The 13637-nt window shown below is 57.2% G+C and carries 10 protein-coding genes; 8 read left to right on the plus strand and 2 right to left on the minus strand.

Translation table 11 applies throughout. The features are described 5' to 3' along the window. Positions 1–74 precede the first annotated feature (74 nt). Positions 75–1145, minus strand: coding sequence for a ParB/RepB/Spo0J family partition protein (locus BC777_RS18620; RefSeq protein WP_100369734.1), 1071 nt, complete (start codon positions 1143–1145; stop codon positions 75–77). Further along, positions 1142–2452, minus strand: a complete 1311-nt coding sequence (locus BC777_RS18625) for an AAA family ATPase (RefSeq protein ID WP_100369735.1) — start codon at positions 2450–2452, stop codon at positions 1142–1144. Before BC777_RS18625 ends, BC777_RS18620 begins: the two co-directional genes overlap by 4 nt. Positions 2453–2812: 360 nt before the next feature. Between BC777_RS18625 and BC777_RS18630 the strand changes: the two genes are divergently transcribed. The 8 genes from BC777_RS18630 to mdoH all read left to right on the plus strand — a co-directional run bounded on the left by BC777_RS18630 (position 2813) and on the right by mdoH (position 13633). Beyond that, on the plus strand, positions 2813–3523 hold the full coding sequence (locus tag BC777_RS18630; protein ID WP_100369736.1) for a DnaA N-terminal domain-containing protein: 711 nt from the start codon (positions 2813–2815) through the stop codon (positions 3521–3523). Positions 3524–3574: 51 nt separating this feature from the next. Further along, positions 3575–4618, plus strand: coding sequence for an alpha/beta hydrolase family protein (locus tag BC777_RS18635; RefSeq protein ID WP_100369737.1), 1044 nt, complete (start codon positions 3575–3577; stop codon positions 4616–4618). A gap of 73 nt (positions 4619–4691) precedes the next feature. Next, the gene (locus BC777_RS18640; protein WP_100369738.1) at positions 4692–6296 is read left to right on the plus strand and encodes a thiamine pyrophosphate-binding protein; all 1605 of its coding nucleotides are present in this window, start codon (positions 4692–4694) and stop codon (positions 6294–6296) included. A gap of 1 nt (position 6297) precedes the next feature. Then, positions 6298–7479: a CaiB/BaiF CoA transferase family protein gene (locus BC777_RS18645; RefSeq protein ID WP_100369739.1), complete on the plus strand. Its 1182-nt coding sequence runs from the start codon at positions 6298–6300 to the stop codon at positions 7477–7479. Between the two features lie 145 nt (positions 7480–7624). After that, the gene (locus tag BC777_RS18650) at positions 7625–8986 is read left to right on the plus strand and encodes a tetratricopeptide repeat protein (RefSeq protein ID WP_100369740.1); all 1362 of its coding nucleotides are present in this window, start codon (positions 7625–7627) and stop codon (positions 8984–8986) included. A gap of 20 nt (positions 8987–9006) precedes the next feature. Further along, positions 9007–10209 carry an OpgC family protein gene (locus BC777_RS18655; RefSeq protein ID WP_100369741.1) on the plus strand — a complete coding sequence of 401 codons (1203 nt, stop codon included), beginning with the start codon at positions 9007–9009 and terminating at the stop codon, positions 10207–10209. Next, the gene (locus BC777_RS18660; protein WP_245834493.1) at positions 10209–11741 is read left to right on the plus strand and encodes an OpgD/OpgG family glucan biosynthesis protein; all 1533 of its coding nucleotides are present in this window, start codon (positions 10209–10211) and stop codon (positions 11739–11741) included. Before BC777_RS18655 ends, BC777_RS18660 begins: the two co-directional genes overlap by 1 nt. Beyond that, on the plus strand, positions 11738–13633 hold the full coding sequence (gene mdoH, locus BC777_RS18665) for a glucans biosynthesis glucosyltransferase MdoH (protein ID WP_245834495.1): 1896 nt from the start codon (positions 11738–11740) through the stop codon (positions 13631–13633). The genes BC777_RS18660 and mdoH overlap by 4 nt, the downstream gene beginning before the upstream one ends. The last annotated feature ends 4 nt before the right edge of the window (positions 13634–13637 follow it).

Below are 13637 nucleotides of genomic sequence, written 5' to 3' on the forward strand. Positions count from 1 at the left end.
GCAAGAGGGGTTACCCATGGGTAACCCCTCTGTGCGTTGTAGGTGAGGTTACCCATGGGTAACCCCCCTGCTCTTCAAAGCCCCGTTACCCGCGGTTCTTTCTCGCGCAAAGCGCGCTGAAAGGCCTCAACCGCATGTTCCAACTGCGCCTTTGGTAAGCTTGCAAAATCATCCTCGGCCACGATCCGGCATTCGCCTTTGCGCGCCGTCACTTTCATATCGCCCACATGAAACTCGCGCTTTTCCTTGCGTTCGACTGGCTTTGGCGGCGCAACGCTCTCTGGCTTGGCCTCAAGGAAGGCTGACAAAACCGCCGTCTGCTCATCTTCGGTCGTACAGGCCCGCAATGCCGCACGCAGCTTTGCGGCACTTTCAACCGACTTCAGCGCACGCGCCACATCAACACCAAGGTTGCGCGACACAGCCTTGGGCCACTTCAGATCATCCTCGAGCGCACTCAGCAGAAACACAAAGCTGCGGATGTAGGACCGTTTGACCTTATGCAGCGCCCCGTAAAGCCGCAACACCATGGCATCTGGATCAATCTCGTCTGTGTCCTCATCCTGTGCGGCAAGGATCGCCACTTGCGCCATCTCAGCAAAGCTAAGGTCTTCACGCACCACGTTCTCCTCGACCATATCGATATAGCGCGCCAGTCTATCACTTTCGCCGGCTTCGATACGGGCAACGATCGTGGCAAAGCGCGCATCTCCGGTCTCTGCAAAAAGCTGCGACAACGCAGTAAAGCGGCGCCAGCCCTTCTTCAGTTGCAGCTGCCCCGCAGCATCCCGGTAAAGCTCAACAGGTTCTTTCTGGCCACGCTCACGGATCGACGCCTTGAGTTCCTCCATCTCGGTCGAAGCCGCCACTGCCTCAAGATCAAGCCGGTCACGCGGCAAATCCGTAGTCTGCACTTCGGCCAACGGCACCGAAGACAGCACACGACCCTCCTGCTGCGCTGCACGGTACGCCTTCGCGTCGCTCGCGTTCTGACGACGCTGTTCCACCTTGGCTTCCGTGGTTTCCTGCAGGCTTTCGGCCGCATCGCGCACCGCAGCGCCCATCGGGCCGACATTGCGGTCGCGCGGCTTGGGTGTTGCTGGTGTGTCTATCGGGCCGAACCCGAACTTGTTCTTACCGCTCATTTATCTGCCTCCACTTTTGCGCTCTCCAGCTCCCAGGATTTCAACACAGTGGTTTTGAATTCGTTATAGGCCCGGTCGAAGCTTTGGCGCGCACGCTTCCACGTCTCGCGCGTCATCTGACGATAGTCCTGTTCATAGACGCTCATCTGAAAGCGCCCCGATTGTTCCACTGCGCGCGTCATCTCAATCGGGTTGAGGCAAACATCGGCGCCAAAGACATTACGGAATGCCTCCATCATGGCGTTGTGCAACGGGTTGTTGGCCTCGAACCGGGTCATCAACAGCCGCACATCCATGAAAGATTTAGGCAGGGTCAGCCCCGCATCGGCGGCCAGCCCGCCAAACCCATCCGAGATATCGGCCATCGCATCGCCCAACTGACCCAGATAGCTGGTCGTGCTGTCATATTCCCAATAGCCCGGACCAGATGGGATATAGAGAATGTCAGATGCGAAAGCGGCGTTCAGCGATTGATAGCCAATCGCGGGCGGGCAATCAAAGATGATCAGGTCGTATTGATCGTCAGGCAATTCATCAAGGTAGCGGGCCACGCAGCCAAAGAAACTCCACGCCTTATGCAGGCTGCGGTATTGGGCGCTGGCGAATTCAACGAAGGCCGCGTTGGCGCAAGATGGAATAATGTCGATGGTCGGCCAGCAGGTGGGTTGTATGAAATCCTGAAACCGCTGTGCGCCGATGGATTGCACGTCTTCCGGCAATTCGTTGGAAGACGGGTAGGGGCAGTCGTCGGGGTCGTCATAGCTGTCGGTGATCCGGTCCGCTTCGCGGCACAGATCGCGGCACATGATACCCCAGACCGTGTTCCATTCCTTGACCTCAACAATGCCCATCGAATGGGTCAATGTAGCCTGCGGATCAAAGTCTATACATAGCACACGGTAGCCATCCAAGGCCGCGGCGTTTGCCAGATGCTGGGCGACAACTGTCTTACCAACGCCACCTTTAAAATTGCTTACAGCAACGCGCACTGCGCGACCCTTGGGCCGTTTGGGCAGCAGTGATTTGCCGCGGAACTTGATCCGGCGGCGCAGCTCGTTGATTTCATCAAGGCTGAACCAGCGCTGGCGGCCGTCATCTTCGGTCTCGCCTTGGGGAAGGGACGGATCATCAGCGAGTTTCTTGCGTAATGTGTCTGCAGGGACATCAAACATGAACTGGCTAATCTCCCAGATCGAGAAGGGGCGCAGCGTTTTTACCTCACCAGGAGAAAAGGTCGCGCGGCGCACGGCGGCCTGCTGTGTCAGGCTGCGTTCGTTCATGGCTTGCAGATCGGAATGGGTTCTCATGACATGCTCTTGTTTTTTGCTGTTGCTTCGTGGATAACGGGAAAAAGAGAAAACTGCAAAACGCAATTTTCAAAATTCCCGATTTTGCGAAGATCAGCCGCAAAAACGGGGCCAATGGTCAAAACAGGCACTTATTTGGTGACATGAAATCATAGTTTTTCTAGATATGGTGACATACAGCCCCAAATAAGGTGACACGATAAATGTCCCCCTTAACCATATTAACCTATTTCATAATATTTGAATGATTTTCTCGTTTTTAGGGCGCTGTTGACAGAAAACGGGAATTCATGTCTTGGTTGAGCATAAGCAGAATCGGCAAGAATGTCGGCGCTTGAGGCAAGACAGTGAGATATCGCAATGGATGCGAAACGATTAACTGGGGTCAAAGCCAGTTCATTGAAATATGATTTATTGACCGCTTTGTCGGTCGCGGGGCTGCATCTGGATGCACGCCATCAGATATCTGTGTCGCGTTTGTTGTTACTGATCACTGCACGTTATAATTGGCGTCTGGATGAATTCTGCGTGGGCCAGCGTGATCTGGCGAAGATGTGGAATGTGACTGAACGTACGGTCAAACGCGAGATCAAGTTTTGGCTGGAACACCGTCTGGTCATTTGCAAGCGACAAGGCGTGCGGGGCAGGGTAGGGGCCTATCGGTTGAACTATCCCGAAATATATCGACTGTCGGCGCCCTATTGGCAAAATGTTGGCCCTGATTTCCAAGAACGGATGACCGAGACAAATCCGGTGCGGGACGCCAAGGTGGTTGCCGTCGATTTTGGGCAGAAGGCTGTTTCCCAAGATACGCCGACCCCCATGTCCGCCAAAGACCCGCGCACGTGGCGCGCCGCATGCCAGCGGATGCAAGAGTTGCATCCTGAACATTATCGCAACTGGATTGCGCTGTTGCAGTTTGGGTCCGACGATACACAGGTGCTAGAGTTGAGGGCGTCTAATCAGTTTGTGGCCCATTATGTACAAACCCATCTGTTGGCGATTTTGACAGAGGCGGTGGAGGCGACGCTGGGACCGCGACGGCGGATAGCGATAACGGTATCACCGTGATAATGAATGCTGGAGTTGTCGCAACACAATCTAAGTGAGACAAGGAAGCCTATGAGATATCGCTCAAAGATGCTGATGGCAGTTGGGACTGTCGTCGTTTTGATGATGGCTGTCCCTGCGAGCGCGGTTGAACCTGACGCGGGCGTGCAGCAGATTGTAGTACGCTCGCAAGAGCGGGGGGCTGATCTTGATGTGACCATCTGGTATCCGGCAGCATCGGGAGGCGAGACCGTGCTGCTTGGCGACAATGTTTTCTTTGAGGGAACGGAAGCGATGCTGAATGCGCCCGTTTCTGATGGTCAGTTTCCTCTCATCCTTTTGTCGCATGGTGCGGGCCTGTCGGGACGCGCAGAAGCGATGAGCTGGATGGCGACGGCGCTTGCCAAAGAAGGGTTCATCGTGGCGGCGCCCACGCACCCCGGCAATACCGGCCCAGACCGTTCGGCCGCGCAGACCATGAAACTTTGGCTTAGACCGTCGGACCTGTCGGACACGCTTGACGCCATTGAGCAAAATGAGGTTTTCCGACCCCATTTTGACGCCGAAAATGTCGGTGTTGTGGGGCTGTCGATGGGTGGCAATACCGCGCTTGCCATTGCGGGCGCGCGGTTTGATCCTGCGCTTCTGGCAAGCTATTGCGATACGGATGATTTGAATGCGTCGCTATGCGATTGGGTGCGCCTGAGCGGTGTCGATCTGCACGCGATGGACACGCAGGCCGCTAGTCGGGATAACGGGGACGCGCGCGTTGGCCTTGTTGTGGCGATTGATCCAGTTCCTGCCGATGTCTTTGATGTGACATCATTTTCCGGGGTTTCGGTCCCTGTTACGCTGGTAAACTTTAGCGAAGACGGTGAGATTCCCCTGACCGCGCGGGCAGAGGGCATCGCGGACGCTATTCCTGACGCCACTTACACGGTAATCGAAAATGGCAGTCACTTTTCCATGTTCGCCGAATGCAAGCCGAATGCCGCTGAGATTGCTGTAGAAGAAGGGATTGAAGAGCCGATCTGCGAGAATGGGAACGGGTCTTCGCGGGCAACGGTCCACGCGCAGTTGATTGATATCATTGTCGCAGCCTATCGTAATAATTGATGACGCGTTCTTGCATTGCGTCCCGCAGACCCATACCCCATCACCCCGGTAATTTTGAATAAAGCGGAGTCCCATGATGCGTGCAGCAGATGTCGTCGCCAAACGTCTTTACGAGGCCGGGTGCCGGTGGGCTTTCGGGATGCCTGGCGGCGAAGTGCTGACCCTCATGGATGCGTTGGAGAAGGCAGGCATTACCTTTGTGCTGTGCAAGCATGAGAACGCCGCAGGCTTCATGGCCGAAGGCACATATCATCGTACCGGTGCGCCGGGCATCATGGTGGCCACGGTTGGTCCGGGTGCGCTCAATGGCATCAACGTGATTGAGAACGCCCATCAGGATCGTGTCCCGATGATCGTGCTGACGGGCTGTGTGGATGCAGAACAGGCGGCGGTTTATACGCATCAGGTGTTGGATCAGCCGCGCGTGTTCCGCCCTATCACCAAGGAAACCTTTACGCTGAATGCAGGTTCCGCCCATGTCATCATCGACAAGGCGCTGGCGATTGCCACCGAAGGCCGCCCCGGTCCGGTGCATATTGATGTACCAATCTCTGTTGCTGATGCGCCCGCGCAAGGCACGGGCATTTTGCGCGCACCTGCATCGGCTGTGGCCCCGGTCGGGCCAGATTTGGACCGTGCGCGTGCTGCCTTGGCGGGCGCCAAGCGTCCGCTGATCGTTGTGGGGCTGGATGCGGTGGTCGAAGGGGCGAGTGCAGCAATCCTGACGGCGGCTGAGATGCTGGGCGCACCAGTGATCACGACGTATAAGGCCAAGGGGCTTTTGCCAGAAAGCCATGCGCTGTCGCTGGGTGGGGCAGGGCTGTCGCCGAAGAACGATAAGGTGCTTTTGCCCTTTGTCGCGCAGGCTGATGTGATCCTTGCCGTAGGTTACGACCCGATTGAGATGCGACCGGGCTGGCAGAACCCATGGGATCCGGCCACGCAGATGGTGATCGATGTGACCGCCGCGCCCAATCACCACTATATGCACCAGTCCAGCATGAATATCATTGGTGACTGTGGGGCGTCTGTAATGGCGCTTTTGCCGGATGCGGCTTTGTCCGGGGTTTGGCCTGAAGGTGAGATCGCGGCGGTGCAGGCGGCTTTGAATGATGCGTTCCCACGCCCTGACACTTGGGGTCCGGCACAGGTGATCGCGACCTGTCAGGACGTTTTGCCAAAGGATACGCTGGCGACGGCTGATAGCGGGGCGCATCGCATTTTGCTGTCACAGATGTGGCGATGCGACTTTCCGCGCGCGCTGACCCAATCATCGGGGTTTTGCACGATGGGCTGTGCGGTGCCCTTGGCGATGGGCGCGCAGATTGCAGAGCCTGACAGAACTATCGTGTCCTTTTCGGGCGATGCGGGTCTGTTGATGGTGGCCGGCGAATTGGCGACTGCGGCTGAGCTGGGATTGAAGACGATCTTTGTTGTCTTCGTTGATGCGTCATTGGCGCTGATCGAGCTGAAACAACGCCAGCGGCAATTGCCAAACACGGGCGTGGATTTCGCGCCATTCAACTTTGCTGCCATGGCGCAAGCTTTTGGCGGACAGGGCCATCGGGTACAGTCGCAAGCCGAACTGCAAACAGCGCTAAAGGCGGCGCAGTCAGCTGACAGCTTTACGGTGATCGCCGCCGAGATTGACCGCAAGTCTTATGATGGGGCGTTTTAGGATGGCGGGTGCATTGGATGGGTTGCTGGTGCTGGATCTGTCGCGGATCTTGGCAGGGCCGACGGCAACGCAATTGTTGGGTGATCTGGGCGCCACTGTGATCAAGATCGAAAACCCCAAGACCGGGGGCGATGATACACGCAGCTGGGGTCCGCCTTATGCGCCGACGCCGGATGGAAACAGCGATCTGAGTGCCTATTTCATGGCTGCCAACCGCAACAAGTATTCAGTCGCCGCTGATCTGAGTACGCAGGCGGGGCAAGCGCTGGTTCGGTCCATTGCCGCTGAGGCCGATGTCGTGATTGAGAACTACAAGCCCGACGGCTTGGTGAAATACGGGTTGGATCATGCCACGATTTGTGCGCAGCGGCCCGAGCTGGTCTATTGTTCGATCTCAGGCTTTGGCCAGACGGGACCAGAACGCAACAGGGCAGGGTACGACCTGATGGCGCAAGGGTTTGGCGGGATCATGTCGCTGACCGGTGATCCTGATGGTCCGCCGATGAAAGTCGGGGTGGGGGTCGCAGATGTGATGTGCGGGATGTATGCCACGATTGGGATTTTGGCCGCGTTGCGCCACCGTGATGCGACGGGCGAGGGCCAGCATATTGATCTGGCACTGGTCGACAGCCAGATGGCGTGGCTGATCAATGAGGGGACGAATTATCTTGCCTCGGGGCAAGAGCCTGTGCGTCGTGGCAATGCCCACCCTAATATTGTGCCTTATGATGTCTTTGCCACGCAGGATGGTCACATCATTCTGGCCGTTGGAAATGATACGCAATTCCGTGCGTTTTGTCAGGCGATAGGCCGTTCCGATCTGGCGGAAAGCCCTGATTTTGCAACAAACCCCGATAGAATCGCCAATCGGGCAGCGCTGACCGCGGCCATAACTGAAACACTGGCCATGCGGGACACAGCGGAAATCCTTGAACTATTACAGAATGCTGGCGTCCCAGCGGGGCCGATTCACACCGTGGGTCAGGCTTTGGGCAGCGCGCAGGCGCAAACTCGCGGGGCAGTCGTACAGGTGCCGCATCCGCAAACTGATTCAGGCAGCGTGCAATTATTGGGCAATCCGCTGAAATTTTCCAAAACACCGGTGGAAATCCGCCGTCCCCCGCCGCGTTTCGGCGCCGATACAGAAAGCCTTGCGCAGGTTCTGGCCGGTCTTAGGCGGTAATCGGCGCTTTGCAAAGCTGACACGTTTTCGTGAGAGATAATCACGATTGCGCAAGCTATCTTCCACGTGATGTGAGCTTTCACCGCCACCTCATTAAATTACGACGGAATGAGGATGTGGGAATTGCTTTGCAAAGGATACTAACATGTTGATTGATATCGCGACCAGTGAGGTCAGCCTAAAAGATCGTGCGGCACTTTCCGAATGGAATGGTGTCATTCTTGGCGTGCTGTCGCACGGTCAAAGCGCGCCTGTTCATTTAGGTAAGCTGCTTGAGCTGGCGCCCGGGTTTGCGATGGCCCATGCGCTGAAGGGGTTGTCAGCATTGATGCTGGGCCGCCGCGAGCTTTATGCCGCAGCCCAGGAGGCGAGCGAGACAGCGCAACGGGCACTGGAGGCTGGCGGCGCGACGCGGCGCGAGCAGTTATGGTGTAACGCGCTGCAAGATTGGCTGGCGGGCAAACCAAGCCAAGCCATCGCCCGCATGGAAGAGGCCTTGCTGATCAACCCCGCTGATACGATCAGCATGAAGCTGTCGCATGGCATTCGGTTTATCCTTGGCGATCATATTGGCATGCGCCAATCGGTCGAAGCGGTCATTGATGCCCATGACGCGGATCACGCCTTGCGTGGCTATGCCTTGGGCTGTCTGGCCTTTGCCATGGAAGAAACCGGCAGTTACGACGCCGCCGAACGTGTGGGTCTGGAAGGGTTGGATTACGCCAGCGACGATGCGTGGGGTCTGCATGCTGTGGCCCATGTTTATGATATGACGCATCGCCCGGCACAGGGGATTGCGCTGATTGATGGCAATCAGGCCGCCTGGGGCCACTGCAATAACTTTCGGTTTCATGTCTGGTGGCACAAGGCGCTGCTGCACCTTGATCAAGGAGAGGTGCAAGAAGTGCTTGCGCTGTATGACACCAAGATCCGCAGCGACAAGACGGATGATTACCGCGACTTTTCAAATGCCAGTTCGCTTTTGGTGCGGCTGGAATTGGAGGGTGTCGATGTGGGCGACCGCTGGGGCGAATTGGCTGATCTTGCCGAGAGCCGCACAAATGATGGCTGTCTGACCTTTGCCGATCTGCATTACATGATGGCGCTTGTCGGTGATGACAGGGCTGATGCAGCCACGCGCCTGACTGCGCGCATCGCCAAAGATGCCCGCGCTGATACCGAAGTGGCCAATATCATGCGCGATCCTGGTGTCGCAGTGACCAAAGGGTTGGCTGCATTTTCAGATGGTCGCTATGACGCTGCTTTTGCACAGCTTCATACCGCGCACCCGCGTTTTCAGACGATGGGGGGCAGCCATGCCCAGCGTGATGTTTTTGAGCGGGTCACGATTGAAGCAGGACTGCGCGCCGGGTCACTTGACGCCACTGCGGCTTTGCTTGAACAGCGCATCACACAGCGCAAGGGCGCTGTTGATGGTTTTGCAGAAACCCGTTTGCAGATGATCCGCGATGCCCGCGATCTGCAAACGCGTGTGGCTGCGGAATGAGTGAGTAAAAGGTTCCTGTGATGACACTTGCCGATCCCATGTCTGCGATACCACGCACCACCGTCAGCGCTGCTGCTGCGCCGCAGGTGCGCGTGCGCGATCCACGTTTGGATTTCTTTCGCGGTATTGCGATGTTCATTATCCTGATAGCACATGTGCCCAGCAACTGGCTGACACTTTGGATTCCCGCGCGTTTCGGTTTTTCGGATGCGACCGAAACTTTCGTATTCTGTTCCGGCATGGCCTCGGCTATCGCCTTTGGTACGGTTTTCCGCCAGCAAGGTCTTGCGATGGGCACCGCCCGTATCGCATTTCGCACATGGCAGGTCTATTGGGCGCATGTCGCCCTGTTTATCGCAATTGCCGCGACCATGGTATTGATGACGCGTGTCTTTCCTGATGGGCGCGATTATGTGGGTCAATTGAACCTGCATCCGTTTTTCAACAGGCCTCAGGAAAACCTGCTGGGTCTTTTGACGCTGACCTATGTGCCCAATTATTTCGATATCCTGCCGATGTATCTGGTCATTCTGGCGCTGATCCCGTTGATGGTGGCGCTGGCCAATGTGCATGTGGGGCTGGCGATCCTAGCGTCAGTGTCAATTTGGCTTGGTGCAAATGCACTGGGCTGGAATTTCCCAGCAGAGCCTTGGTCTGACCGAGAGTGGTATTTTAATCCGTTTGGTTGGCAGCTGATCTTTTTCACAGGCTTTGCCCTGATGGCTGGCTGGCTGCCCCCGCCGCCTGTTGACCGGCGGTTGTTTTGGGGGGCTGTCGCAATTGTGCTGATCATGCTGCCCATCGCCTATTTCCGCATTTACCGCGAGGTTGCGCTGTTTTCGGACATACGCGGGCAAATTGGCTTTCTGATCCAGAAGACTGATTTCGGCATATTGCGTTATGTCCACTTCCTTGCAACCGCCTACATCGCATGGGTGCTGGTGGGGGCCAAGGGTGCCAACATCTTACCAAGTGGCAGCGGGCATATTCTGTCGGTTATCTGGTCCTACATCCTTGCTGCGATCATGAAGGTGGGTCAGCAATCCCTGGCTGTTTTCATTACGTCGATGTTTCTGGCGCGTATTCTGGGCGTTCTGTTCGATCAGGTGGGCCGTTCTTACGTCACGATGGTCTGGGTGAATGCCTTGGGCTTTGCTGTGATCATTGCGTTGGCCTACGGCGTTGGCTGGTTCAAGTCGCAGCCCTGGAAAAAGAAGGCTTGATGCGGATGCTCAGACGCGATGTTCTAACTGGCCTTATGGCCGTGGCGGCAAGTCCCGCATTGAGCGAGACCGCCCCAACAGGTGAGCCGGGCCTGCAACTGGGTGCTGCCAGCCCGTTTGATCCGACCAGCGTGCTGGAAAAAGCCCGCGCCTTGGCGGCTGAACCGCATGTGCCACCCACACCCATTCCGGCCCCATGGACCGAGATTAGTTACGAAGACTATGTTTCGATCTGGTTTGATGGCCGCAACGCGCTTTGGCACGATGACCCTGACACCCCGCTGAAAGTGGATATGTTTCCGCCGGGGCTGTATTATAACCATCCGGTTGATGTGGCGGTTGTCGAAGACGGGCGCGCACGCCCTGTGCTGTTTGATATGGCGGTCTTTGACAAGACCGACAAATTCCCCGATCTGCCGGTTGATGAAACCTTGGGGTATTCTGGCCTGCGTTTGCGGGCAGAGCTGGAGATACCCGGTGTTTATACCGAGTTCGCCGTTTTTCAGGGCGCGTCTTATTTTCGCGCCATCGGCACCGGAGATATTTATGGCCTTTCGGCCCGTGGGCTGGCTATTGATACCGGTGAGGAAAGCGGTGAAGAATTTCCCGCCTTCCGTTCTTTCTGGATTGAACGCCCCGCGCCGGGCAGTGACAGTTTTGTGGTACATGCCTTGCTGGACAGTCCCAGTTGCACGGGTGCCTATAAGTTCACGATCACCCATGGCCAGCCATTGATCATGGACGTTGAAGCAACTTTGCTGCCGCGTGTTGATATCGGCCATGTAGGGATCGGGCCGTTGACCTCGATGTTTCAGTTTGATGAAACCAACCGCGATCGGTTCTCGGATTTTCGCCCGGCGGTGCACGACAGTGATGGTCTGCTGATCCATAATGGTGGGGATGAAACGATCTGGCGTCCGCTGGCCAACCCCAAGACGCTGCAAATCTCGGCTTTTCGCGACAACAACCCCAAAGGGTTTGGCTTGATGCAGCGGGCCCGTGCGTTTGGCGATTTTGCCGACCTCTTTGCGCTGTATCACCAGCGTCCCGGTCTTTGGGTGGAACCGGGTGAAGGTTGGGGGCGCGGCGCTGTGACCCTGATCGAGATACCCACGGATGATGAAATCTATGACAACATCGTCGCCTATTGGCGGCCCGATGGTGGATTGGCTGCAGGTCAGGAACACAAGATGACCTATCGGATGATCTGGGGCGATGACAGCGCCTTTGGGTCCGGCCTGCGTGTGCTGAACACGCGGATTGGTGCGGCATTTGAAGCCGGGATCATCGTGGCCATTGATTTTGAGGATGGGCCTGCGTTGCCCGAAGACCTTGATAGCGTCACCTTGCTGATCCGCGCGAGTGCGGGCGAAGTGGGCCGCGGTATCCTGCAACGCAATCCCGAAACCGGCGGGGCGCGGCTCGCGTTTCGGTTCCTGCCGGGCGATGCCGAACTGATTGAATTTCGCGCGCAGCTGCGTCTGGACGACGCCCCGCTGAGTGAAAGCTGGCTATATAGGTGGACGCCATGACCCAGACCCCATTCTTTGCAATGCCACCCCAATCGCCGTTGACGATGGCAGAGCAGGATTTCGCGCGGCTGCCGTCGCCGCAGACAACGCCGCCAGAGATGACGCGTAAGGACCGGCTATGGCGCACAGCGGCCTTTGCGCCTGCGCTTTTGATGACGTTGATGCTGACCTTTGCGATTGCCGACTGGCTGTCGCGGGGTGGGTTGAACGTGCTTGAAATACTGGTTGTGGCGTTGGTTGCGATGACTTTTGTCTGGGTATCCTTGTCAGTCAGTACCGTGGTGCTGGGTGTTGCAAACCGCGTGTTTTACCCGTGCTTTTCGCGCCACTCCAGCAGACGGGGTGCGGCACAGGATATTGCCCTCTTGATGCCCATTTACAACGAGGTCCCATGGGAGGTGTTCGGCAACGCGTCTGCCATGTTGAAGGAACTGGCGCAGGGGCAGTGCAAGGACCGCTATACCCTGTTTGTCCTCAGCGATACCACCGACCCTGCTATTGCCGAACAAGAACGCAAGGCGTTCATGACCTTGCAGGCCGAGGCTGTGCCCGGATTTGACGTTTACTATCGCCGCCGCGCGCAGAATACCGATAAGAAAACCGGCAACCTGACGGATTGGATTCAAAACTGGGGCGCCCGTTATGAGGCGATGCTGGTCCTTGATGCCGACAGCCTGATGAGCGGGGCGGCGATCCGGCAATTGGCACATGAGCTTTCAGCCGATCCAGAGGCCGGGTTGATCCAGAGCTTTCCGCATCTGATTGGTGCAGAAACTCTGTTTGGCCGGATGCAGCAGTTTTCCAATGCCGTCTACGGCTGGCTTTTGGCCGAGGGGTTGGCGGTCTGGTCGCAAAGCGAAGGCAACTATTGGGGTCATAACGCGATCATCCGTACACGTGCCTTTGCCGATAGTGCCCGCCTGCCTTACATGCGCGGCACCCGTGGTCGCCGTGACCTGATCCTGAGCCATGATTTTGTCGAGGCAGGCATGTTGCGGCGTGCAGGCTGGGCCGTGCGCTTTCTGCCCCGCGCGGGCGGGTCGTTTGAAGAAACCCCGCAGACGCTGATCGATTATGCCTTGCGCGACCGCCGCTGGTGTCAGGGTAATCTGCAACACCTGCGCATCCTGAATGCGCGCGGGTTCCACCCGATTTCGCGATTCCATCTGCTGCAAGGGGCGGTCGCGTTCCTGTTGTCGCCAGCGTGGTTTATCGTGATCCTGATTTGGTCAGCAATCTGGGCGATCCCTGAAGAAACCGTTTCCTACTTTAGTAGCGCAAATCCGTTGCAGCCGGTCTGGCCAACCGCAGAGCCTATCGATGGCCTTGTCGTGCTGACGTTCATCTATACGATGCTGCTGATGCCGAAAATCATCGGTACATTTGCCCTTGGCGTGCGCGGGCGCACCCGGACGGATTACGGCGGGTGGCCCACACTTGCGGGCACGGCTTTGATCGAAGTCCTGCTGTCGATCCTTTATGCGCCGGTGATGATGGTGCAGCAGACCATCGCGGTGATCTATGCCCTTTGTGGTTGGTCGCGTGCTTGGGTGCCGCAAAACAGGTCGCGCACAGGCTATAGCTGGGCCGAGGTGTTCCGCTTTCATATCGTTGAGACGGTGACCGGTACGGCCATGGTGGCGGGTATCGTGCTGGGCGGTGTATCGCTGTGGCTGGCGCCGATTGCGTTCAGTCTGGTGCTGGCCGCCCCGCTGTCAAAGCTCAGCGGGATGCGTGTCTCTGATCTGGCCTATCGCGTGCTGCGTCTTGATAGCCCGCAAAACCTGCGCGAGCCCCGCGTGGTGCGGCGCGCCCGTGATGAGCGTGCCCGACTGAAAGCGATGGTGCTGGGTGCGGATCATGGGGATGTCAGCGCTATTGCAGCAGAGTAGGGCG

The organism is Yoonia maricola (assembly GCF_002797915.1).
In the GTDB taxonomy this organism is placed as follows: Bacteria; Pseudomonadota; Alphaproteobacteria; order Rhodobacterales; family Rhodobacteraceae; genus Yoonia; species Yoonia maricola.

Excerpts from the sequence above, each read along its gene's own strand:
- BC777_RS18620 (WP_100369734.1), bottom strand. The coding sequence starts at position 1,145 with ATGAGCGGTAAGAACAAGTTCGGGTTCGGCCCGATAGACACACCAGCA.
- BC777_RS18625 (WP_100369735.1), bottom strand. The coding sequence starts at position 2,452 with ATGAGAACCCATTCCGATCTGCAAGCCATGAACGAACGCAGCCTGACA.
- BC777_RS18630 (WP_100369736.1), top strand. The coding sequence starts at position 2,813 with ATGGATGCGAAACGATTAACTGGGGTCAAAGCCAGTTCATTGAAATAT.
- BC777_RS18635 (WP_100369737.1), top strand. The coding sequence starts at position 3,575 with ATGAGATATCGCTCAAAGATGCTGATGGCAGTTGGGACTGTCGTCGTT.
- BC777_RS18640 (WP_100369738.1), top strand. The coding sequence starts at position 4,692 with ATGATGCGTGCAGCAGATGTCGTCGCCAAACGTCTTTACGAGGCCGGG.
- BC777_RS18645 (WP_100369739.1), top strand. The coding sequence starts at position 6,298 with ATGGCGGGTGCATTGGATGGGTTGCTGGTGCTGGATCTGTCGCGGATC.
- BC777_RS18650 (WP_100369740.1), top strand. The coding sequence starts at position 7,625 with ATGTTGATTGATATCGCGACCAGTGAGGTCAGCCTAAAAGATCGTGCG.
- BC777_RS18655 (WP_100369741.1), top strand. The coding sequence starts at position 9,007 with ATGACACTTGCCGATCCCATGTCTGCGATACCACGCACCACCGTCAGC.
- BC777_RS18660 (WP_245834493.1), top strand. The coding sequence starts at position 10,209 with ATGCGGATGCTCAGACGCGATGTTCTAACTGGCCTTATGGCCGTGGCG.
- mdoH (WP_245834495.1), top strand. The coding sequence starts at position 11,738 with ATGACCCAGACCCCATTCTTTGCAATGCCACCCCAATCGCCGTTGACG.